The sequence below is a fragment of the Streptomyces sp. NPDC026589 genome (assembly GCF_040638385.1).
Lineage (GTDB): Bacteria > Actinomycetota > Actinomycetes > Streptomycetales > Streptomycetaceae > Streptomyces.
The window spans coordinates 89,034-110,844 of sequence record NZ_JBEZYG010000029.1 but is presented as its reverse complement, the minus strand read 5'-3'; the positions used below and the strand labels follow the sequence as shown (position 1 = coordinate 110,844).

The following is a 21,811-nucleotide window of genomic DNA, read 5'->3' as shown; positions in this document are numbered from 1 at the left end:
CCAGTACCGAGCTTGGCCTGAGCCCGCCGCTGTATTGATGGCGCCCCTGGACTACGGCTGGCTCGAGCAGCGCATTCCGCGGGAAGTGATCGGCCAGGTACAGCTCAGGGTCGGGTGTCCTGCGGTGGGCCAATGTCTTTCGTGATGCCATTCGACTGTCGGAAGGGGTGAAGGTGGAGTCGACGGACGGCCATGGACGCCTGCTCGCCATCAGCGACCTGCATGTCGGCTACGCCGAGAACCGCGCCCTCGTGGAGAAGATGCGGCCCACGTCGGACGAGGACTGGCTGCTGGTCGCCGGTGACGTCGCCGAAACCGTCGCCGACATCCGCTGGACCCTTGAACTACTGGCCGACCGCTTCCGCAAGGTGATCTGGGCACCCGGCAACCACGAGCTGTGGACCCACCAGAGAGACACGATCACCCTGCGCGGCGTGGAACGGTACGAGCACCTTGTCGCCATGTGCCGGGACATGGGTGTGACCACACCCGAGGACCCCTACCCCGTCTGGGCCGGCCCGGACGGACCCGCAGCCATCGCACCGCTCTTCCTTCTCTACGACTACTCGTTCCTCCCTGATGGCTGCACGACCAAGGAGGAGGGACTCGCGTACGCGCACAGCACCGGGGTCGTGTGCTCCGACGAGCACCTGCTACACCCCGATCCCTATCCCAGCCGCGAGGCGTGGTGCCGGGCCCGGGTGGCTGCGACCCAACGCAGGCTGGAGGAGATCCCCGGCGATCTCCCCGTGGTGCTGGTGAACCACTATCCGCTGGACCGGCATCCCACGCGAGTCCTGCGCTACCCGGAGTTCGCCATGTGGTGCGGCACCCGCCTCACCGCCGACTGGCACCGCCGTTTCCGGGTCGCATGCATGGTCTACGGCCATCTGCACATTCCGCGGACCACCCACCACGAAGGCGTCCGCTTCGAAGAGGTGTCGCTGGGCTACCCCCGAGAATGGGGCCCGCGCGCACAGCCGCCCGGAAGGCTGCGTCACATTCTTCCGAGGGAGGACCAAGCACGTGTTCGAGGAGTTGCTCCCGGGGTCGGTCGCGGTCGTGGAGGCGCTGGGCGGTGACGCCCTCGGCGACGGCGTCATCCTCTACCCCGAGGAAGAAGCGGTCATAGCGCCGGCCGTGGAGAAACGGCGCCGCGAGTTCACCGCCGTTCGGGGCTGCGCACGGCTCGCCATGGAGAAGCTCGGCACGACGCCGCAGCCGGTTCTGCCCGGTCGGCGTGGCGCACCGCGCTGGCCCGACGGGCTGGTCGGCAGCATGACGCACTGCGAGGGCTACTGCGCGGCCGCGCTGGCGCGCGCCGAAGAGCTGGCTTCGCTGGGCATCGACGCTGAACGTCACGACCGTCTCCCCGACGGTGTCCTGGAAGCGGTGGCGCTGCCGTCTGAGCAGACCAGAGTACGGAATCTCGCCCGCAGCCACCCCTCTGTCCACTGGGACCGGCTGTTGTTCAGCGCCAAGGAGTCCGTCTACAAGGCGTGGTTCCCCCTGACCGGAAAGCCGCTCGACTTCCTGGAGGCCGGCATAGAGATCGCCCCAGCAGCCACCGCGGAAGCTTCCGGGACCTTCCGGGCACGGCTTCTGGTCCCGGGCCCGCTGGTCGACGGACATCGCATCGAGGCCTTCGACGGCCGCTGGACCGCCAACCAGGACATGCTCTCGACGGCCGTCGTCGTACACCACTTGTGAAGTACATCGGCCATCGCTTTGGCCGGGTGGAACAGCGCCGCCGGATGCGCGACTACGTACGCGGTCCTCTCGCCCCGGTGGCCCACGACGGTGTCCTCGTCATCGACGACACCGGGTTCGTCAAGAAGGGCACTACCTCCGCTGGAGTTCAGCGCCAGCACTCCGGCACCGCCGTTCGCACCGAGAACTGCCACCGTTCAAGAAGTGGTGCGGATCGCCGGGACGCGCTGGGCGATCGAGGAACGCGATCACCGGGACCGCGCTGCCGCCGGCCGAGGCCAGCAGCATCATCGCCCGCCGGAAGCGCACTGAGCTCGTACTGCCCCGCCGCACGATCTGCTGGAGCTTCTGTCCCTCCTGCTCCGTCAGCCTCCGGACCCTGACCGGTGGTGCCATCCCGCCTCCCCTGCTGGACGGAAGCGTCGTCACTTCCAACCAGCACAACGAGCAACCCGGTGCACCTATGCGGTCACCGCACTAGACACCTCTCTCGACGGCAAAGGAGCCTTGTCCGTTGCCTACGGTCCCGCCGACACCCGTCCGGAGGCCACCCTGAAAACCCTCAATACTGGTCCAGTCCCTGGCCAATTCCACGCGTGAGGAGATCTGCAACTTGCAGAATATTTTCTTCAGATGGTAGGCCACAGTATGAGGAGATATAAAAAGGTTTTTAGCCGTCTGGGTGTTGGTCATTCCTTGTGCTACCAATTGAGCCACCTTAGCTTCCGTCTCGGTGAGATTCGCGATCACCGTCGGTGGGGTTGCGCGCCAACGGGATTGGTGGTGCCTAACCCCGAGATCCCACAGCCTCTTCTTGATTCGCAAGGCATCGCGCGGGGCTCCCACCTTAATATAGGCGTCGGCGCTCTGCTCGAATATTCTTATGGCCTGGCCCTGTTGCGACCGCTCACGGGCCAAGAACTTTCCGATGTCCTCTAAAGTCGAAGCTCGCGCCCAGGGGTGGACCTGCGTCTTCGCAGCGAGCCGCAGATCGGCCAAATTTCGCTCGAATAGACTTTGCGCGTGGAGGGCTGAAGCGGCCAACGCATGGTGCTGCGGGTTCATTTCAGCCAGTTTCCGAGCCAGCTTCACTGCTTTGTGCGCCGTTGACTTCTGGTCGAACTTCAGCGCCAGCCGCACGATCCAGGGGGCGGCAGCCGACTGCGACAGAAGTACGTTCCTGCTGACCGGGCCGAAGTCAACGAGTTCCTCGATGACTGGTACGACGCCCTCGGCTCCCCTTTGGGCTTCGCGTATCTGCACGTTTACCCATGCGCACGGCCCCGCCAGTACGGTGAGACGCCCCATGAATGCGTCGTCGGCTATCATCTGCATGTGCGATGAAGCCGCATTCACTTCTGCACGCCGCAAGGCGATCAATGCCAGAATGAGGTGACTCGCGATACGAATTTCACGGTTACCCTCGGATTGCGCTAGCACCTGGTCACTCAGGGCCGCTCCTGCGTCCAGGTCTCCGGCCATGAAAGCCAGGTGTGACCGAGCTAGCGAGAGTCCGGCCGGGGAGATCACCGGGCCGAAGAGACTGCTATTCGGGTTCTCTGGATGATAGAGAAGTTTCGTTATGCGATCGAATTCTCCCCTCGTTGTCAGCAGGAAAGCCAACCACATTCTAGCAAGCAGGTCACAGTCGCATGAAGAGTCAGCGGCTGTCTCGGCAACAGACTCTTCAGCAAGATGCAGACTGCGGTCGGACCAGCCATTCAGCCAGAGAGCTATCGCCTGTCGGATGAGTTGACATTTTGCGCATGTTCCAGCATTGGGAAATATGCGCGCAGAATCGGCCCGAAATGACATTTTCAGCATGTGAAATCCTTCTCAGTCACGGCAGCTGTAAGTCTTGATCCATGGGCTCGGGTCACGTGGCTGCCGCGGCGGTGATGATGTTCCACCGGCGGTGGGCCTCGGTGGCCTGGTGCTGGTGATGGCGGCGCCAGGCGGACCAGTGCAGGATGTGGCCCTGGTCGCGTCGGGGTTGCGGAAGTGCGGTGATCCGCAGGATGGCCAGGAGTTCGCGGCCACTGGCCGGGGCGAGTTCCAGGCCGTGGCCGGCTCCGTCGGTGGTGCGGGCGCGGGCGTGCAGGTGATGTTCACGAGGGTCGTGAGGCTGACAGGGGCGGCCGAGTGGCAGCGGTAGAGGGCCAGTTCGCGGGTGTAGCGGTGGCGGCGTACGAGGAGGAAGGCGTGTTCGGTGGTGGCTGCGTCCTGGCCCGGGGGTGTGTCGTCGGGCAGGACGTCGATCAATGCCCAGTCGTCGTGCCGGTCGCCCTTGGTGCCGTTGCCCGCGCGCAGGCGCATCCAGGCCCTGGCCGGGATCTTCGCGGCCAGCTGTGTGGCCGCGAAGCGGCCGACCGCGGTGGTGGCGCGGTGTTCGGCCTTGAGGGCCAGGGCGTAGTCGAAGCCCAGGGTGCGGGCGGTGCGGCGCAACTCCAGACTGCCGTAGACCTCGTCGCCGGTGAACCAGCGGGCGGCAAGGCTCAGTTCACGGGCACGGTGCAGCATCGCGGCGGCCTGCTGCGGCTTGGTGGCGAAGGTGATCCCGTCGGGCACGTGCCGCAGCAGCCGGTGTTCCTCGTCTTCGGCCCAGGCCCCCGGCAGGTACAGCTGACGGTCGATGAATGCGTGACCGTGCGCGGAGGCGTAAACGAGATGGACTGCGAGCCGGCACAGACCCACCCCGCCCAGCGCACCGGAGTACTGAAGGGATGCACTCACGCAGTCGGTGGAAGAGTTCTCATCGCCCGTCTCGTCGACGACCAACACGGCCTCAAGGCCGGCGAGTTACCTGCCGTCCAGGCGGCGAAATGTTCGCGGGCCAGGTCATGGTTCCAGGCGCCGCGCGAGAGAAAGCGCTGCAGCCGGTACGGCCCGTCATGGCCCAGAGCCTGTGCGAGCGTCCAGCAGTTACGCCGTTCCAACTCCATCAGCATCCCCCGTGTCATCGTCCTGCCCAGCATCCGCGAGTCCCGGCGCGGGAAGCAGACGGCCACCGCCGCCATCAGCGACCCGAACGCCCCGCTGTCCAGGCCCGCTCGGCCATCATGGCCTCGACGGCCACCTGGTCCTTGATCGTCGTCATAAACGTTTATGATCACGGTGGCCGTTTCCTAGCCCACACCCACCCTCCTGGCCTGCATGGATACCTCAACAATCGAGGCATACAGGGATCAGGCTCCGTTTAAACTTTCAATTGCGCAAGCACAGCAGGGGGGTTGAGGCCGTCATGGCTTGAAGTGGTCGGTTAACGGTACGCGTTGGCCTGAACTGGCAGCAGGTAGATCGCGACAGCACGGTCACCCAGCGGGATATCGCGCCAGGGCAGCTTCTTGACCTTCGTGTGCAGGCCGGGGTGGTTGGCCTTGACCACGGGCTGACGCATCGAGGCCGGCCCGCACGCGGGTGAGTCGGCGGGCACCACCCCGTAGGCGTCGTGCGCCCCGCCCGGGAGCAGCCGGGCGGGGCGATCCAGCAGCGCAGCAGCCAGCAGCGCGGATAGATGGCCCCACCGTACGGCGGGGGTCTGACAACGCCGGGGCCGTCCGGCTACCGGTCGGCGAGGTCGTGAAGGGTCGCGGTGCCGGAGCGGACGACCCAGATACCGCTGCCGGGGAACGTTTCCTCCGAGCGCGCTTTGAGGGCTTGGACGTCCAGGCCCGCGGGCCACCGGGTGCCGAGTTCCGACCAGTGCACCCCTGTGAGGTCGATACCGGCCAGGTCGGCGCCTCTGAGGTCAGCGGTGACAAAGTCGTCCAGCAGCGCGTGCAGAGAGTCCCCGTCGAGCGTGGGAGGCTTGCGGCCGAGCACCCGGCCGATGGTTCGGCACATCTCAGCGGTGTGGATGCCCACGACCTGGGCGACGAGCTCACGGTGGGCGGGGCTCCGGTCGGTGCCGGGTTCGAAGCTGAGGAGACGGACCAGGTCGATGGCGCGACCATGGGCGATGTCCAGGGCCAGATCGAGGTCGCCGGCGACGTTGAGACGGAAGGTCAGGGAGATTCCTCGGTGGCGGTCCAGGGCGCGGACGAGGCCGGCGGCACGGAGGTGAGCGAGGTCCAGGGCGGAGGTCAGGTCCCCGGCGCTGGTGCGAGCGACGAGGCAGTCCGCACGGGAGCCGAGTCCGCAGGCTTCCCCGAGGCAGGCGACGACAGCGGTGGCACGGCTGAGATCGAGGTCGCCGGCGGCGGTGATGCTGAGGTCGCGAGCCAGGCCACGGGCCAGGACGAGATCATGGGCGAGGTCGTCGGTGATGGCGCGAGCGAGGTCGAGAGCGAGCGTGCGAGCGAGGTAGGTGTCGTAGGGCGGGTTGTCCTCCAGCGCCAGCGCGACCCTGCGGGTGCGGGCAAGGGCTTGGCTGACCGTCCTGACCTCGGACTCGTTGCGCAGGACCATGCGGTCCTCCGGCCCGATCGTGCGCAGAAGCGCCTCCGTCCGCATACCGTCGTGTGGTCCGCGGGAGGGGCTGGCAGCTGCGGCGGGAGGCAGGATGGCGGCGAGTCCGGCCTCGGCGTCCAGCACGCCGTCGAGGCCGTCGACGGCGGTGTCGTGGTGGGAGAGAATGAGGATCTCCCGTAGACCGGCTTCGATATCGAGGACGCCGTCGAGAGCACGGGTCAGAGCGGCCTGGACCCGGTCGAGCCGCTGGTGCGGTTCCTGCCCGTCAGGGTCGTGTGCGGGGTGGCGGGTCACTGGCCCTCCTCACGTTCCTTGATACGGGCGACTGCCGCTCGACGGGCCTTCTTGAGGTTGGCGCGCACCGTCTCGGCCGACAGGCCGAGATGGTGCGCGATGTCGGTGGGCGTGAAGCCGTTCAAGGTCCAGGCCATGACCTGGCGTTGTCTCGGGGGAAGGCCGCGCAGGATGAGCAGCGCGTCATGCCGCACTTCCCACTCGGCGATGGCGTCGGGACGGGGCAGCAGCGAGGTGGGCTCGGGAACATCCTCGACGAGCTCTTCGATCTGGGCGACCTTGCGCACCAGCGCACGGGAGGCGGCCTTGTGGACCCACGCCTTCGGATACTCGATGTCGCCCCAGCACCGGTAGGCGTCGGTCATGCTCTCCTGTGCGATGTCCGCGGCGTCCCGCACGCACGCCCCTTGGTTGATCAGGAAGCCGACCAGCGAGCTCAGTACGTCGCGATAGAAGGAGGCGAACTCCGCGTCCGTCCGCAGCCGGTCGAGGTCGCCCCGATCGAACGGGGTAGGCGGAGCGGGTACGGCCGCCGACCGGTCAGCCCCCTCGGCCGGGTCCTGGGTGCTCATGCCGTACGGCCCTTCTCGCCGTCGACCGGGGAGCCGTCGACCCGCACGCACAGGTAGTGCCCGGTGTCGCCGCGGTCGCCCAGTTCCACCGTTCCCCCCGTGGGCAACTTGCCGGTCATCTCCAGCAGATAGTGGTGCCGTTCCCGTTCACTCTGCGCCCGTCGGCGCAGCCGTAGCCAGAGCGCCGTCAGCGCGAAGGTTTTGACGATGACGATCGATACGATCACTGTCATGGCCGATTCCATTCGGGGCCTCCTCTTCTTCATGGGTACCGGCCGCGAGGCCGTCATGAGCTGAGGGGCGATCAGGCTCGTGATCGTGAACTTTCCGGCCGGAGTTCTTTCGGGAGCGGAGCGGGGTCGGCACTCCTCGGTGCCTGGACGGTGGGCCGGGCCGCTGAGGTGTCAGGGCCCCGGCGGCGTCAGGCCGGTGGCGGACAGGACCGCGTCGACCGTCCCGTCCACGGTCAGCTCCGCGCTGTCGATCCAGATCTTCTCCCCGGCCAGTTCTGCGCGCATGACGTCGTCCAGCGGGGACCAGTCCGTCGTCAGCGTCTTGTCCCGGGCGAGGTTGCGCTCCATGGCCTTCGCGGCGCCGGGTGCCAGGATCACGCAGTGGAGCGGTGCGCCGGTGAGCGTGGCGCGGTAGAAGTCGAGGTGGGCACGGCGTACGACGACGTCGTCGATGACCGGGAGGAAGCCCGCGGCGACGAAACTGTCCGCCAGCAGGCAGGCGTTGCGGGCCCGGAGGAAGATCTGGCGGTCCGCCTCCTCGTCCCGGTCGGGCGAGGGCCACCGGCCGCCGGAGACGATGAGTGCCTGGAGGGCGTCCACCTCGATGTGGGCGGAGGCGGCGAAGCGGGCGGCGAGAGCCGCGGCCACGGTGCTCTTGCCGCTGCCGGGAATGCCGATCAGCAGGACGGCGCCCGCCGCCGGCTCGGTGTCCACCGGTACTTCTGTCCACCCCATGGGCCGCGCTCCCTCGTTCAGTACACGTCACGCACGTATCTGCGGTCCGAGGCTAGCTGCTTGACCTGCGCGGCCGCCCCTTCGGGTTCGAGTCCCCCGTGGGCGACGGCGATGTCGCGCAGGGCCCGGTCGACGTCCTTGGCCATGCGGGAGGCGTCGCCGCAGACATAGAGGTGGGCGCCGTCGCGGAGCCAGGACCAGAGCTGGGCTCCGTGCTCGCGCATCCGGTCCTGGACGTAGACCTTGGCCCGCTGGTCGCGGGAGAAGGCGGTGTCCAGCCGGGTCAGGGTGCCCGAGCGGCTCAGCCCGTCGAGTTCGTCGCGGTAGTAGAAGTCCGTGGCGCGGTGCTGCTCGCCGAAGAACAGCCAGTTGGGGCCGGGGTGGCCGAGCGCCCGGCGTTCCTCCAGGAAGCCCAGGAACGGGGCGACTCCGGTACCGGGTCCGACCATGATCATCGGGGTGGCCGGATCGGCGGGCGGGCGGAAGCGTTCGTTGCGCTGGACGAACACGGACAGCGGGCTCTCCGGTGCGGCGTCGGCGAGGAACGTGGAGGCCACGCCCTTGCGCATCCGGCCGCGGTGGCTCTCGTAGCGGATCACCGAGACGGTCAGCCGCATCCGGTGGGGGTCCACGAGCGGGCTGGAGGCGATGGAGTACAGCCGGGGCCTCAGCGGCCCGAGCACCTCGGCCCAGGCGGCGGCCGTGGCGCGTACCGGGTGTTCGGCGAGGACGTCGACGGCCTGCCTCCCCCAGATCCACCGGTCCCTCTCGCCCTTGTTGTCGGGGCGCAGCAGCTTCTTCAGCGACCGGTCCCCCGTGTGGTCGGCGACCAGGCGCAGCAGGCCCGGGGTGATGCGGGCGATGTCCAGGTGGCGGTGCAGGGCCGTCTCCAGGGCGACCGGGCCGTGCCCGGGGACATCCACATCGGCGGCGGGGTCGAGTCCGGTGACGGCGAGCCATTCGGCCACCAGGTCCGGCGAGTTGAGGGGCTGTACGCCCAGCGCGTCCCCGGCCGTGTACGTCAGGGGGGTGTCGGCGCCGCGCGTGTCGATCGTGAAGGCACGGACCTCCTTCGTCGCGCCGGGCAGGCTCAGGAGGCGGTTCCCGGTGAGGAGGGCGGTGACGGGCGCGGGCCTGGAGGGACGGGCGGGGGCCGCCCCGGCCGGCGCCTCCGCCGCCGCGGAGGCGGGCGGTGCGGCGGAGACGGCGGGCGGTGCGGCGGAGACGGGCGGTGCGGCCGCCGCCGGCTCCGCCGTCCCTTCCGGTGTCGTCGTCGCCTCCAGCGCGGCCCGGACCTCCTTGAGCCACTGGCCGAAGGGCTGTTCGTACTCCGGTTCGCAGTCGGTGCGCGGGACCAGCCGCTCCGCGCCCAGTTCCCCGAGGCGTTCGTCCAGGCGGCGGCCGTGGCCGCAGAAGTCGTCGTAGCTGGAGTCGCCGAGCGCGAGTACGGCGTAACGGACGCCCGGCAGGCCCGGGGCCCCGGGGGCGTTCAGCGCCTCCCAGAAGCCGGAGCCGTTGTCGGGGGCGTCGCCGTCGCCGAAGGTGCTGGTGACGACGAGGAGGTCGGCCGGGCTCCGCAGGGCGTCGGGCGTCCCGTCGTCCATGCCGAGGAGCGTGGTGCGGTACCCCTCGGCGGCCAGGGTCCGGGCGGCCGTCGCGGCGGCCTCCTCGGCGTTGCCGGTCTGCGAGGCCCACAGCACGACGACCGGCCGGCCCGGCTCGTCCGGGGCGGGCTCCGGCGTCCCCGCGAGCCGGGAGTACGTGCCGGCCAGCACTCCGTTGACCCACAGCGCGTGGTCCGGGGCGAACGGAGCGCCCGCCGGAAGCACCGGGGTGCCCTCCGGCCGGGCGCCGAGGCCCGCGAGGAATCCGGCCAGATAGCGGCGCTCCGTCTCCGTGAGGACGGGTGGGGCGGTGTCCACCAGGCCCAGCGCGCCCACCAGGCCCGAGGTGTTCTCCGGGGCCGAGGTGTTTACCGGGCCCGGCGCGCCGCCCACGAACTGGAGACCGGGGCCACCGGTGGGCGAGGGCCGTCGCGCCGTGGCGGGTTCGCGGCGCGGCGCGGGTGCGGCGACCTTCGCCAGCCGGACCGCGCACACCTTCAGCTCGGGCTGGAACGAGATCGGGTCGACCGCGTCGTTGGTCACGGCGTTCACACCGAGGTACTCGCCGAACAGGTCGTTCCAGTGGAACGGGGCGAAGCACTCCCCCGCCCGCACCCGGTCGGTGATCCGGGCCGGGAGCACCGCGCGGCCGCGCCGCGAGGCGACCTCGACTCCGTCGGCCTCGCCGAGGCCCAGGGCGGCGGCGTCGTCGGGGTGGATCTCCACGAACGGGCCGGGGTCCAGCCGGTTCAGCTTGGTGATCTTCGCGGTCTTGGTGAGGGTGTGCCACTGATGCTGGAGCCGCCCGGTGTTGAGGACGAACGGGTAGTCCTCGTCGGGCATCTCGGCCGGCGGCAGGTGCGGGCGGGCGTGGAAGACGGCGCGGCCGCTCGGTGTGGGGAAGGCGAGCCTCGGCACGGTTCCGTCGGGCCGCACGGTCAGCTCCTGGCTGACGCCGTCGTTGACGTAGCGCACGGGGTTGCGGGCCGGGCCGTCGGCATCGGCGCTGGGCCACTGCACGGGCGTCCCGCGCAGCCGCTCGTACGTCACTCCGCGCAGGTCGTAGCCGGTGCGCGGGTTCGACGCCCGGGTGATCTCGGCGAAGACCTCCTCGGCGCTCGTGTAGCCGAAAGCGTCCTCGTACCCCATGGCGCAGGCCACCGCGGCGATGATCCGCCAGTCCGGCCAGGCCTCTCCGGGCGGGTCGGTGGCGCGGCGGGAGAGGGTGAGGGTGCGCTCCGAGTTGATCATCACCCCCTCGGACTCGGCCCAGAGGGCGGCGGGCAGGACGACATCGGCGTACGCGTTGGTCTCGGTGTCGGCGAACACGTCCTGGGTGACCACGAATTCGGCGGCCTCCAGACCCTCGATGACGGTCCGGCGGTTGGCGACCGAGGCGACCGGGTTGGTGCAGATGATCCAGCAGGCCTTGATCTCTCCCTCGGCCATGCGCCGGAACATGTCGATCGTGCCGCTGCCCGCGCCGTCCGCGCGCAGGGTGCCGGGCGGAACGCCCCACAGATCCTCCGTGAAGGCGCGCTCCTCGTCGACCAGGACCGATCGCTGGCCGGGCAGTCCGGGGCCCATGTAGCCCATCTCGCGCCCGCCCATGGCGTTGGGCTGGCCGGTGAGCGAGAACGGGCCGCTGCCGGGGCGGCAGATCGCTCCGGTCGCCAGGTGCAGGTTGACGATCGCGTTGGTGTTCCAGGTGCCGTGCGTGGACTGGTTGAGGCCCATCGTCCAGCAGCTCATCCAGTCGCCCGCCTCGCCGATCCAGCGGGCCGCCTGCCGGATGTCGTCCTCGGGGATGCCGGTGATCTCCGCCACGGCGGCGGGCGGGTAGTCGCGGAGGAAGGCGGGCATCGTCTCCCAGCCCTCGGTGTGCTCGGCGATGAAATCGGGGTCGGTGTGCCCGTTCTCGACGAGGAGGTGCAGCAGCCCGTTGAGGAGGGCCAGGTCGGTGCCGGGTCTGATCCGGAGGTACAGGTCGGCCTTGGCGGCGGTGGCGTTGCGCCGGGGGTCGACGACGATCAGCTTCGCGCCCGCCTTGACGCGCTCCATCATCCGCAGGAAGAGGATCGGGTGGCAGTCGGCCATGTTGGCGCCGGTGACGAGGAAGACGTCGGCGTGGGCGAAGTCCTCGTAGGAGCCGGGCGGCCCGTCCGCGCCGAGGGACAGCTTGTAGCCGCTGCCCGCGCTCGCCATGCAGAGCCGGGAGTTGGACTCGATGGTGTTGGTCCCGATGAAGCCCTTGGCCAGCTTGTTGGCGAGGTACTGCGCCTCCAGCGTCATCTGGCCGGAGACGTAGAGGGCCACCGCGTCGGGGCCGTGGGTGTCCAGCACGGACCGCAGCCGGCGCGCCGTCTCCTCGATGGCGGCGTCCCGGCCGAGCGGGGCGGGCTGCTCGCTGCGGTCGGGGCGGGCCAGGGCGGTGGTCAGCCGTCCGGGGGCGGCGAGGAGGTCCGCGCCGGTGGCGCCCTTGGTGCACAGCCGGCCGGCGTTCGACGGGTGCTCCTTGTCCCCCGAGGCCTTCACGACGGTGCGGCGGCCGTCGGGGCCTGCGGCGATGTCGAGGACGATCCCGCAGCCGACACCGCAGTACGAGCAGACCGTGCGCACCCGGTCGGTGGCGGGAGCGTCCGGCGGCGGGGGCGGCACGGTCATGGGGGCCCTTCGGGGGCGGCGTTCCCGGAGGGACGCGGGGGCGGGCTGCGGTCACCCCCGAATCTAGGAAGGGCCCGTTACCCGGGGATGACACCGGGCGAACAACGGCGGTTACGTCCCCTGCACACCGCCCGGGGGCCGCCGGTGAGGCCCGGGGCCGCGGCCCCGGCGTCGCACGGTGGCGGGCGGTGTGGGTCGGGCGGTGCCGGGCGGTGGTCCCGGCGACCTCGCCCGGTGATCGCGGGGAACTTCCCGGCCGGGGCGGCCGACTACTGGAGAGACGCCGGGCGCGGGAGGCCCGCCCGGTGACGGAAGCGGCGGCCGGTGACGTGACACGGCTGCCGGGGCGACGGCAGCAGGACACCCACGGGCCCCGGGCCCGGGAGGAGGCCGCGAGGCATGCACTGGTACGAGGACGACGCGCTCTGGTCCGATTTCGCCCCGACGATGTTCCCGGCGGCGCGGGCCGATTCCGCTGCCGCCCTGGTCGCGTCCTCTCCCCTGCTGGACTTCCCGCCGGGCACGAGAGTCCTGGACCTGTGCTGCGGGCCGGGTCTCTTCGTGGTGCCGCTTGCGGAGCGCGGGTACGAGGTGACGGGGGTCGATCTGTCGCCCTCCATGCTGGAGAGCGCACGGGCCGCCTGCGACGCGGCGGGCGCCGAGGTCCGGCTGGAGCGCGCCGACATGCTCGCGTACCGGCAGCCGGGCGCCTTCGACGTCGTGCTCAACGTCTTCACGTCCTTCGGCTACTTCGACGAGGCGGAGGACAACCTCCGGGTGCTGCGCAACGCCCACGAGAGCCTCGCCCCGGGCGGGCAGCTCCTGGTGGACGTGATGGGCAAGGAGGTGCTGGCGGGCTGGATCGGGCGGCCGAAGGCGGTCGACCTGCCCGACGGCGCCTATGTCGTCCAGCGTGACACCGTGCTCGACAGCTGGCGGCGGCTGCGCACGGACTGGACGCTGGTGCGCGGCACGACCGCGCGGACGGCGTCCATCACCTCCTGGCTCTACTCGGCGGCCGAGCTGCACGCCCTCTTCGAGAGCGCGGGCTTCACCGACGTGGAGTGCTTCGGCGGGTTCGACGCGTCCGGCTACGACCAGCGCTCGGACCGGCTGATCGTGCGCGGGCGGCGCAAGTGAGGGCCGGGGCGGACGCCCGTCCGCGCGCCGCGGGGCCGGACGCCTCCACGCGCCCGGCCGTCGCGACGGTCCACGAGCACATCACCGACGCGGTGAAGACCCCGGACCTGATCCGGCTGACCGGCGACGTCGTCCTCGCCCGCTTCGAGACGATGAAGGTGTACGCGGCGCTCGGCGCGGTCCGCTCGCTGCTGCGCCGGGGCCGGGTGGTCCCCGGGCAGACCCTGGTCGACAGCTCCAGCGGGATCTACGCGCTGGCGCTCGCCATGGCCTGCCACCGCTACGGGCTGCGCTGCCACATCGTCGCGTCCACCACCGTGGACGCCACCATGCGGGCGCAGTTGGAGATCCTCGGCGCGACGGTCGACGCGATGCCGCCCTCGCGGAGCCTGCGCCTGGACCAGGAGCTGCGGGTGCGCCATGTGCGCCGGCTGCTGGCCGAGCGGCCGGACTTCCACTGGATGCGGCAGTACCACGACCAGGTCCACCACGAGGGGTACCGGGAGTTCGCGGAGCTGCTCACCGGGGCGCTGCCCGAGGGTCCGCTGACCGTGGTCGGCGCGGTGGGCACGGGTGCGTCGACCGGTGGACTGGCCCGCGCGCTGCAGGAGTCGGGGCGGCCGGTGCGGCTGGTGGGCATCCAGCCGTTCGGCAGCGTGACGTTCGGGAGCGAGCAGTTCGAGGATCCGGAGGCGATCATCGCGGGCATCGGCAGCTCGATACCGTTCGGGAACGTCCGCCACGAGCTGTACGACACCGTTCACTGGCTGGACTTCCGCCATGCGATGGCGGGCGCGGTCGGGCTGCTGCGGGAGCACGCGGTGTTCGCCGGCCTGTCCACCGGGGCGGCCCATCTGGCCGCGTCCTGGGAGGCAGCCCGCGATCCCGGCCGGCTGCATCTGGTGCTGGGCGCCGACACCGGGCACCGGTACGCGGAGCGGGTGTTCACCCGGCATGCCGAGGCCCTGGACCCGGCCGGGCTGCGGCCCCGGACCATCGCGTCGCCGGCCGACCTGCGACCGCCGTGGTCGGTGATGGAGTGGGCCGGGCGCGCCGCGCCGGAGGCCGCCAGGACCGTCGAGGGCGACGCCCCCTCCCCCGTACCGACCGTGGAGCTGCTGCCATGACGATCGCCGCACTGGAGTCCCTGTCCTTCGGCCTGGGCAGGATGGCGGAGGCCGCAGCCGGAGCGGGGCACCGGCTGTGCCTGCTGACCGGCGACCGTTCGGTCTACCGGCACGAGCTGGCGGTCCTGCCGCCGGACGCGCTGGACGTCGTGGACGTCGACACGATGGATCCGGAGGCCACCCGCCGGGCTCTGGCCGCCGTGCCCGGCCTTGCCGGGCTGATCAACACGACGGACACCTGGAGCCTGCCGGCCGCCGAACTGGCCGCCGAACTGGGGCTCCCGGGCGCCGACCCCGGGGCCGTACGGCTGCTGCGGGACAAGCGCCGGGTCCGGGAGACGCTGCACGCGCGCGGGCTGAGCCGGAGTACGGCCGTATCCGTCCCGCCGGGTCCCGAAGGCGCCGGGGAGGTGCTGCGGGCAGTGGGGCTGCCCGCGGTCCTGAAGGACTCGGCGGGCACCTCCTCGCGCTCCGTGTGGATCGTGCACGACGAGGAGGCCCTGCACCGGGCGCTGGCGGAGGCGGCGCGACAGCCTCTGACCGGCGAGCTCTTCGCCGAGGCGTTCCTCGCCGGTCCGCTGTACAGCGCGGAGACCGTCGGCTGGGACGGGACCACCCGGCTGCTCGGGGTGCTGAGCCGCCAGACGTCCCGGGCGGCGGTGGTACGGGAGGAGGCGGCGGCGTTCCCGGTGGCGCTGCCGGAGGAGGAGCGGGCCGGGATCGAGGCGTGGGTGGGCCGGGTCCTCGCGGCGGCGGGACACACCCGCGGCTTCGCCCATGTGGAGTTCGTCCTGACGGCCGACGGGCCCGAACTGGTGGAGATCAACCGCAGGATCGGCGGCGCGCTGGTCGGCGAGGTGCTGTGCCGGACACTGCGGACCAACGTCTACACGGCCATGATGGACGAGGCGCTCGGCCGTCGCCCGGCGCTGCTGGACGCCCCGCTCGACGTCGCAGGGCCCGCGTACGGCTTCGTCCTGGTGTACGCGGAGCGGCCCGGCGTGCTGAAGGGCTGGCACGGCCTCGACGAACTCGGGGCGTTCCCCGGGGCGGTGGAGTGGTTCCCGGTCCGCGAGCCCGGCGAGAGCGTGCTCCACGTCGGCGATCAGCGGGGCTGTACGGGCATGGTGCTGGCGAAGGCGCGGACGGCGGAGCTGGCCCAGCACCGGGCGTGGAGCGCGGCCGTCCGGGTCCGCCCGGTCGTCGCCGGGGCGCCGTGAGCCCGGGAAGGTGAGCCGCCGCCGGACGGACGGGGTTCCGGGGGTCGGCGCGGACCGGGGGCGGCCGGGCCGGGCCGCCCCCGGGCGGAGGGGGCGCCTTCCGCTCACCGGCCCGCAGCGGTTCCTGCTGGGGGGCTCGTTCCTGATCACGCTGGGCAGCTTCGCCGTCCTGCCCTACATGTCGGTGCTGCTGCACCAGCGACTCGGCCTCGGACTCGGCACGGTCGGCATCGTGCTGGCCGTCGCCTCGTTGATCCAGTTCGCCGGTGGCGTGGTGGCGGGGCCGGTGACCGGGCGGATCGGACTGCGGCGCGCGATGCTGCTGGCGCTGGGGCTGCGTACGGCGGGGTTCGCCGCGTTCGTCCCCGGGCTGACGAGTCCGGTCCTGGCGGTCGGGGCGCTGCTGCTGGTATCGGCGGGCGCGGCGCTGTACCTCCCGGCGAACAAGGCGTATCTGGTGGAGGGGGCGTCGACGGCGCGGCGTCCCCGGCTGCTGTCGGCGAGCGGTTCGGCGTTCAACGCGGGGATGGCACTGGGCCCTCCGGCCGCCGCGCCGCTCGTCATGGGCTCCCCCGGGGTGCTGTTCTCCTGCGTCACCGTGCTGTTCGCGCTCGTGGGGGCCGGGCACGCGCTGCTGCCGGCGGGCGCGGCGGACCGGCCCTCCGAGGACGGGTCGTCCGACGGGTCCTCCGCGGCGCCCGCCGCCGGTCGGGCCCCGGAGTCCGGTGCACCGCACCCCGGGCCTTCCCCGTTCCTGGTGACCGTGCTGAGCGTGTACGCGTTCATGTTCTTCCAGCACTATCTGGCGCTGTACGCGGTCCCCCGGACGTCGGCCGCCTTCTACGGGGCCGTCCTGACGGGGTACGCGGCCCTCCTCGTCGTCGGCCAGCCGTTGCTGGCGGAGCGGGTCGCCGCACTGAGCTACCCGGCCGCCGTGCGGTGGGGGTTCGGCGCGATGGCGGCGGGCATGGCGGCGATCGGGGCCGGCGGGCACGCGGGGATCGCGGTGGGCGGGGCGCTGCTGTGTCTCGGGGAGATCGTGCTCTTCCTCAAGAACGACCTGGAGGCGCTGGCCCGTTCGTCGGCGGCTCCGGCGAGCGTGTTCGGGCGTCAGCGGCTGGCGGCGGGCATCGGCGCGTTCGCCAGCGGGGTGTTGGGCGGACAGTTGTACGGGGCGGCGGAGTCGGCGGGCTCGGCGCGGGGGTTCTGGGCGGTGGTCTGCCTCCAGTGCCTGCTGCTGCCGGTGTTCCTGCTCCGCCGGCGGCGCACCGCCCGGGCCCCCGAGGGATCGCGGGCGGGCGTCGGCTGAAGCGCGTTGCGGAGGCCCGGTGCCGGGACGGTCAGGCCGTTGCGGGGAGCGGTCGCCGGTGCTCCGGGGCCGACGCCTCGCGCCACTGCCCGGCGAGTTCGCGGCGTGCCCGGGCCACGCGGGAGCGCACCGTGCCGATCGGGCAGCCTGCGGCGGCGGCCGCCTCCTCGTAGGACGCGCCCAGCAGTTGGGTGAGGACGAAGGCCTGACGGCGTGCCGGTTCCAGTCGGCGCAGGGCGTCCAGCACCGCGACGGACTCCTCGAATCCGGCGGGGTGACGGGGCTGGGCGCGCTCCGCGGCGGTCTGCCAGTCCGCGGTGTCGGCGGTCCGGGGGCGTACGGCGGCGGCGCGGTGCCGGTCGATGACGACGCGTCGCGCGATCGACATCAGCCAGGTCCGGGCGCAGGAACGCCCTCCGAACCGGGCCAGTCCGCTCATCGCCCGGAGGTAGGTCTCCTGAGCCAGGTCGTCGGCCCCGGGGACGTCGGAGCTGAGATAGGCGACGAATCTGCGGACGTCCTCGTAGGTGGCCCGGACGAAGAGGTCGGCGGCCTCCCGGTCCCCGCCGCCCGCGGCGAGCGCCCAGTCGGTGATCTGCCCGTCGTTCTGCCGGGCGGCCGGGACCCGGGAGCGGGGCGGGCGGGTGGCGGACACCCGGATGACCGGCGGCCGGGATGCGGGCGGCGGCGCGGCGGCAGCGAGCCTTGCGACGGCCGGTGGCGCGGGGGCCGGTAGCACGGTGGCCGGTAGCGCGGGAGCAGGAAGTGTCACAGCAGTCCTTCGCGTCCTTGCGGAGCCGCGGCAGCGGTCGCCCGGCTCCGGCGACCGGTCCCGGGCCCCGTCGGGGGCGGCCCGGTGAACCGGCATGCCTGTCACGGGTGTGCGCGGCGCACACCCGTACCGCCTCCGGCGCTCAGCGGCCGGAGGGCGGATGGAGGTCAGAGGAAGGGGAGGGAGTGCGGTGGCCCGCGTCGGGAGATGGCGTGCAGGGCGAGAAGGTCCCGGGGGCGGCGGGGCCGGCGGCGGACGCGCCGTCGGGCGGGCGGCGCGGGCGCGGGGGGCGTCGCGGACCACAGACGCCAGGCCGTCCGCAGCGGTGCCCGGACGAACAGCACCAGACAGCGGCCCAGCCGGGCGAGGGCCACCTCGCCGCGCCACAGCCACCAGCCGCAGATCAGCCCGGCCATCGCGTGGGCGGCGGCCATGCCGAGGGTGAACGCCGCCCCGTCGAAGGCGGCCAGAAGCCCCATCAGGTCCGACGGGCCGCCGATCGGGACCTCGTGAGCGGCGTGGTTCATCGCGTCCGACGCACGGCGCCCGCCGCCCGAGTGGTGCGCGCCGAGGCCGGACGGCAGCCAGGATCCGGCGCGGGCGAAGAGTGCGTGCAGCCCCAACTGGCCCAGCACATGGGCCGTCACGGTCACCGGGGCGCTCCGCTCGCGTGCGGCGAGCCACCACCCCGCACCGCACACCGGCAGCAGCGCGGCGGCCTGGACGAGCAGGGGCAGGGGCGCGCCGGACATCAGCGCGTGGCCGAGTCCGGACACGGCGACGCACACCACCGCGAACAGCGCGGTGCGTCCGAGTCGGAGTGCGGTTCCGGCTCCCATGGCAGCCATCGTGCCAGTCGCACCCGCCCCGGAGAGAAGAGCACCAGATGCCGAAACAACGGGAGTTCGCCGCGTTTGCCCCACCAGCCACCGCACGTGATCCATATCACACACGAAGGACGGGAACTTTCCCCTCCGAGCGTCCGACTGCTCCAACAACGCGTCTGCGTAAGCCTCGTGGCCCGGGGCCACCGCATCCGCCCCCGCCGCCCAATGCCCCCCGCCCCGAAGAGGCCGCATGATGAACCCGCCCCCCACCCCCGAACCGGCAGCGGCCGCCGAGACGCCCGGAAGCACCGCGCCGGCCACCGAGGACCGACCTGTAACCGCGGCCGCGGCGACCGGAAGCGCCGCACCGGACGACGGCCGGGTCCCCGCCGCCCGACGGCCGGGAGAGCTGAGACGGCCGACGCTCCGCTCCGACCTGCGGGCCTCGTGGCCCGACGGTCTGGTGGCGCTCCTCATCACCGCGGCGATCTTCGTCCTGCTCTACATACGCATCCGCAACAAGACCTCGTCCACGGTCACCGTGATGCCGTTCATGGCCGACGCGGGCGGCTTCTGGATGTACTTCCTCAGCCAGGCGTTCGGCTGGTCCGCCCTGCTCTGGGCCTGGGGGACCGTCATCCTCGGGCTGATGCTGTCCGGGCCGCGACCGGGCCGCCTGCCGCTGTCGGGCCCCCGACTGGAACGTCTGCACCGCACCACGAGTCTCAACACCATCGCCCTGATCGCGGCCCACGCCCTGCTGTTCGGGGCCGAGCTGGTCCGGCACGACACCGCGTCCTGGAACTCGGCGGTCGCCACCGCCTTCGTGGAGGCCCTCGTCCCCGGCGGCTACGACTCGGGGACCGGCAAGATCGCCATCCCCATCGGCCAGGCGGCCCTCTACCTCGCGATCCCCCTCGGCCTGATCTTCTACGTACGCCACCGCATCGGCCAGAAGACCTGGCGGGTACTGCACCGCTGCGTGATCGTCGTCTACGTCCTCAGCGTCTGGCACACCCTCCTGTACGGGACCAACGTCTGGTACGACGGCTGGTTCCGCACGAGTGTCTGGCTGCTCCAGCTCCCGATCGCCGCGCTGCTGCTCCTGCGTCTGATGCGGCCCGCCCGCCGCTCCGAGAAGCTGCCCGGCCGGCCGGGAGCGACCACCGCGGCCCGCACCGGGTGGGCCCTGCGCGTGGGTGGCCGGCTCGCCGTGGTGGCGGTCCTGGCGGCTCTCGTCGCCGTCGTGGCCAGCGGCAGCGACGGCGGGCGCAGCACGCCCCCGAAAGACGCCACCTCCACTCACAACCACGACTGAGAGGCCGTCCGCCGCCGGGCGTGCGCGCTGTCCGCCACCACGGGTGAGAGCCGTCCGCCCGGCGACGTACGCTCGGAGGCATGACCACCAACGATCTTCCCGTGATCGCCGCAGTCGACGGCTCCGCGCACAGTCGGCAGGCGCTCGACTGGGCCACCCACGAAGCCGTGCGGCGGGAGCTGCCCCTGCTGATCGTCCACGTCCGCCCGCTCACCCGGCAGGTCGACGAGGAGACCGGACGGCGCGAGGCGGAGGCCCTCCTGGCCGAGTCCGTGCGCCGGAGCGCGCTCATCGCTCCGGAGCTGCGGCCCTCGACGCTGGCCCCGCTGGACTTCCCGTCGGCGGCCCTGGTCTCGCTCGGCCGGGACGCGTCGATGATCGTGGTCGGCTCGCGCGGGCTCGGCGGCTTCCGCTCGCTGATGGTCGGTTCCAACAGCCTCGCCACCGCTTCGATGGCGAGCTGTCCCGTCGTGGTCGTGCAGGAGGACCGCCCGGAGGGGGACGAGAGCCGACCCGGGGACGCGGGGGCCTTCACCGACATCGTGGCGGGGGTGGCGGCCGACGAGAGCAGCGAGGCCGTCCTGGAGTTCGCCTTCGCCACCGCGGCCTCCCGGCCGGGCGCCCGGCTGCGGATCGTGCACGGGTGGACGATGTTCTCCTCGATGCTCGCGGGCGGCCCCGTCCTGGACCGGCAGGAGGCGGCCGGCTCGGCCGCGCGGACCCTGGCCGAGCTGACCTCGGGGTGGCACGAGAAGTACCCGCAGGTGGAGATCGTCCGGGAGCCGGTCAACGGTTCGGCCTCGCGCACCCTGGTGACCGCGTCGGCGACGGCGGCTCTGACGGTGGTCGGCCGTCGCAAGGGCGGCGAGTCGCTCGGTCTTGGGCTGTCCCCGGTGGCGCAGACGGCGGTCACGCACGCGCTGGGACCGGTCGCCGTCGTGCCCTGCTGAGCCGGTTCCCCTGCTCGGTCCAGCCGTTCTCCCCAGGTCCTGTCGTCGAACTCCCGTCGTCGCCCGGAGGACGGCCCTGCGGGGTCAGGTGCGTGCTCCCGGCGCGCCGGGGGCGGGTCCTCGTACTGGACGTACGCAGGCGGGTGCACGGTGCGGCGAGAGTGCGCGCATGGCCCCGTGGGGCAGACGGAAGTGTGACTACGGGGCGTGGCCCCGACGGGTCGCCGGACCCGGCCCGTCGGCGCGGGCCCCTTGGCCTGGCGGGCGGCGTGACCGAGACTTGCCCGATGACACAGCGTGTGGCACTCGCGACCGTGCTGGACCGGCTTGCCATCGATGCGGTGATCACCGGGTACGCGGTGGCCGTCGACGACGGGGCCTGGTCGGACTACGGCGCCCTGTTCGCCCCGGACGGCCGCGCCGACTACCGGAGCGCCGGGGGCGTGGAGGGCCCGGCCGACGAGATCGCCCGGTGGCTGGAGGAGACGATGCGCCTCTTCCCCGTACGTCAGCACCTGATCGTCAACCGCCGGATCGACCTGGAGGACCTGGGCGGCTACACGGGCGACCGGGCCGAGGTGCGGGCCGACTACCTCAACCCGATGTGCCTGGCCCCGAAGACGTCGGGCGGGCCGGAGGCGGGCGCGCCGGGCCGGACGGATTCCGGGCAGTCCGGGGTCGCCACGCCCGACTTCGTGACCGGCGGCCGCTACACCTTCGAGCTGCACCGCGCCGAACCGGGCTGGCTGATCCGTACGGTCACCGTCCATGAGAAGTGGCGCCGGGCGCCGGGCGCGTAGGCCTCGCCGTCGCACTGCCGTCGCCGCCGCCCGAAGGGCGCCGGGCCCGCCCGCCGTGCCCCCGCTCGGCCCGCGTCCTGTGTCCGGCGGGGATCACCTCCCCCACACTGGGTATCCAGGGGTTGA

20 protein-coding genes and 2 pseudogenes are annotated in these 21,811 nt (G+C 71.9%); 10 read left to right on the top strand and 12 right to left on the bottom strand.

What is annotated here, in order from left to right:
* Window positions 1-173: 173 nt before the first annotated feature.
* From AB0F29_RS35530 to AB0F29_RS35520, 3 genes and pseudogenes are all read left to right on the top strand, one after another.
* Complete coding sequence (locus AB0F29_RS35530) at window positions 174-1,082, top strand: metallophosphoesterase (protein WP_361881271.1); 909 nt, start codon at window positions 174-176, stop codon at window positions 1,080-1,082.
* Entirely contained in the window at window positions 1,027-1,710 is a 684-nt protein-coding gene (locus AB0F29_RS35525; protein WP_361881268.1) for a 4'-phosphopantetheinyl transferase superfamily protein, read from the top strand. Before AB0F29_RS35530 ends, AB0F29_RS35525 begins: the two co-directional genes overlap by 56 nt.
* Before the next feature lie 44 nt (window positions 1,711-1,754).
* Window positions 1,755-1,901 (top strand): annotated as a pseudogene (locus AB0F29_RS35520) (transposase); the annotation flags it as partial.
* A 52-nt stretch (window positions 1,902-1,953) separates the two neighbouring features.
* Here the strand turns inward: AB0F29_RS35520 and AB0F29_RS35515 are convergent.
* From AB0F29_RS35515 to AB0F29_RS35470, 10 genes and pseudogenes are all read right to left on the bottom strand, one after another.
* Window positions 1,954-2,106, bottom strand: a pseudogene (locus tag AB0F29_RS35515) (IS630 family transposase); the annotation flags it as partial.
* Between the two features lie 81 nt (window positions 2,107-2,187).
* Complete coding sequence (locus AB0F29_RS35510) at window positions 2,188-3,333, bottom strand: helix-turn-helix transcriptional regulator (RefSeq protein WP_361881265.1); 1,146 nt, start codon at window positions 3,331-3,333, stop codon at window positions 2,188-2,190.
* A 213-nt stretch (window positions 3,334-3,546) separates the two neighbouring features.
* Window positions 3,547-4,443: a transposase gene (locus AB0F29_RS35505; RefSeq protein ID WP_361881262.1), complete on the bottom strand. Its 897-nt coding sequence runs from the start codon at window positions 4,441-4,443 to the stop codon at window positions 3,547-3,549.
* A complete protein-coding gene (locus AB0F29_RS35500; protein ID WP_361881287.1) occupies window positions 4,440-4,652 on the bottom strand; it encodes a hypothetical protein in 213 nt (70 codons plus the stop codon). The genes AB0F29_RS35505 and AB0F29_RS35500 overlap by 4 nt, the downstream gene beginning before the upstream one ends.
* 317 nt (window positions 4,653-4,969) lie before the next feature.
* Complete coding sequence (locus AB0F29_RS35495; protein ID WP_361881259.1) at window positions 4,970-5,107, bottom strand: hypothetical protein; 138 nt, start codon at window positions 5,105-5,107, stop codon at window positions 4,970-4,972.
* A 164-nt stretch (window positions 5,108-5,271) separates the two neighbouring features.
* Window positions 5,272-6,414, bottom strand: coding sequence for a hypothetical protein (locus tag AB0F29_RS35490; protein ID WP_361881256.1), 1,143 nt, complete (start codon window positions 6,412-6,414; stop codon window positions 5,272-5,274).
* Complete coding sequence (locus AB0F29_RS35485; protein WP_361881253.1) at window positions 6,411-6,986, bottom strand: sigma-70 family RNA polymerase sigma factor; 576 nt, start codon at window positions 6,984-6,986, stop codon at window positions 6,411-6,413. Before AB0F29_RS35485 ends, AB0F29_RS35490 begins: the two co-directional genes overlap by 4 nt.
* Complete coding sequence (locus AB0F29_RS35480) at window positions 6,983-7,219, bottom strand: hypothetical protein (protein ID WP_361881250.1); 237 nt, start codon at window positions 7,217-7,219, stop codon at window positions 6,983-6,985. Before AB0F29_RS35480 ends, AB0F29_RS35485 begins: the two co-directional genes overlap by 4 nt.
* Before the next feature lie 171 nt (window positions 7,220-7,390).
* Complete coding sequence (locus AB0F29_RS35475; RefSeq protein WP_361881247.1) at window positions 7,391-7,954, bottom strand: AAA family ATPase; 564 nt, start codon at window positions 7,952-7,954, stop codon at window positions 7,391-7,393.
* Window positions 7,955-7,971: 17 nt separating this feature from the next.
* A complete protein-coding gene (locus AB0F29_RS35470) occupies window positions 7,972-12,222 on the bottom strand; it encodes a bifunctional nitrate reductase/sulfite reductase flavoprotein subunit alpha (protein ID WP_361881244.1) in 4,251 nt (1,416 codons plus the stop codon).
* A gap of 399 nt (window positions 12,223-12,621) precedes the next feature.
* Here AB0F29_RS35470 and AB0F29_RS35465 point away from each other — a divergent pair, with 399 nt between their 5' ends.
* The 4 genes from AB0F29_RS35465 to AB0F29_RS35450 are packed head-to-tail and all read left to right on the top strand — an operon-like array spanning window position 12,622 to window position 17,018.
* Window positions 12,622-13,362, top strand: coding sequence for a class I SAM-dependent methyltransferase (locus tag AB0F29_RS35465; RefSeq protein WP_361881241.1), 741 nt, complete (start codon window positions 12,622-12,624; stop codon window positions 13,360-13,362).
* Window positions 13,359-14,489 carry a pyridoxal-phosphate dependent enzyme gene (locus tag AB0F29_RS35460; protein ID WP_361881238.1) on the top strand — a complete coding sequence of 377 codons (1,131 nt, stop codon included), beginning with the start codon at window positions 13,359-13,361 and terminating at the stop codon, window positions 14,487-14,489. Before AB0F29_RS35465 ends, AB0F29_RS35460 begins: the two co-directional genes overlap by 4 nt.
* Complete coding sequence (locus AB0F29_RS35455) at window positions 14,486-15,709, top strand: ATP-grasp domain-containing protein (RefSeq protein WP_361881235.1); 1,224 nt, start codon at window positions 14,486-14,488, stop codon at window positions 15,707-15,709. The genes AB0F29_RS35460 and AB0F29_RS35455 overlap by 4 nt, the downstream gene beginning before the upstream one ends.
* Before the next feature lie 10 nt (window positions 15,710-15,719).
* Window positions 15,720-17,018 carry an MFS transporter gene (locus AB0F29_RS35450; protein ID WP_361881232.1) on the top strand — a complete coding sequence of 433 codons (1,299 nt, stop codon included), beginning with the start codon at window positions 15,720-15,722 and terminating at the stop codon, window positions 17,016-17,018.
* 31 nt (window positions 17,019-17,049) lie between these two features.
* Here the strand turns inward: AB0F29_RS35450 and AB0F29_RS35445 are convergent, their stop codons facing one another.
* Together AB0F29_RS35445 and AB0F29_RS35440 are read right to left on the bottom strand one after the other, a co-directional pair.
* The gene (locus tag AB0F29_RS35445) at window positions 17,050-17,673 is read right to left on the bottom strand and encodes a sigma-70 family RNA polymerase sigma factor (protein ID WP_361881230.1); all 624 of its coding nucleotides are present in this window, start codon (window positions 17,671-17,673) and stop codon (window positions 17,050-17,052) included.
* A 284-nt stretch (window positions 17,674-17,957) separates the two neighbouring features.
* Window positions 17,958-18,629, bottom strand: coding sequence for a hypothetical protein (locus AB0F29_RS35440; protein WP_361881227.1), 672 nt, complete (start codon window positions 18,627-18,629; stop codon window positions 17,958-17,960).
* A 238-nt stretch (window positions 18,630-18,867) separates the two neighbouring features.
* On the opposite strand from AB0F29_RS35440, the gene AB0F29_RS35435 reads away from it, so the two are divergent.
* The 3 genes from AB0F29_RS35435 (at window position 18,868) to AB0F29_RS35425 (ending at window position 21,685) form a co-directional block, all read left to right on the top strand.
* Window positions 18,868-19,935, top strand: coding sequence for a ferric reductase-like transmembrane domain-containing protein (locus AB0F29_RS35435; protein ID WP_361881224.1), 1,068 nt, complete (start codon window positions 18,868-18,870; stop codon window positions 19,933-19,935).
* 80 nt (window positions 19,936-20,015) lie between these two features.
* Entirely contained in the window at window positions 20,016-20,885 is an 870-nt protein-coding gene (locus tag AB0F29_RS35430; RefSeq protein ID WP_361881221.1) for a universal stress protein, read from the top strand.
* A gap of 287 nt (window positions 20,886-21,172) precedes the next feature.
* Window positions 21,173-21,685, top strand: a complete 513-nt coding sequence (locus tag AB0F29_RS35425; protein WP_361881218.1) for a nuclear transport factor 2 family protein — start codon at window positions 21,173-21,175, stop codon at window positions 21,683-21,685.
* Window positions 21,686-21,811 lie beyond the last annotated feature (126 nt).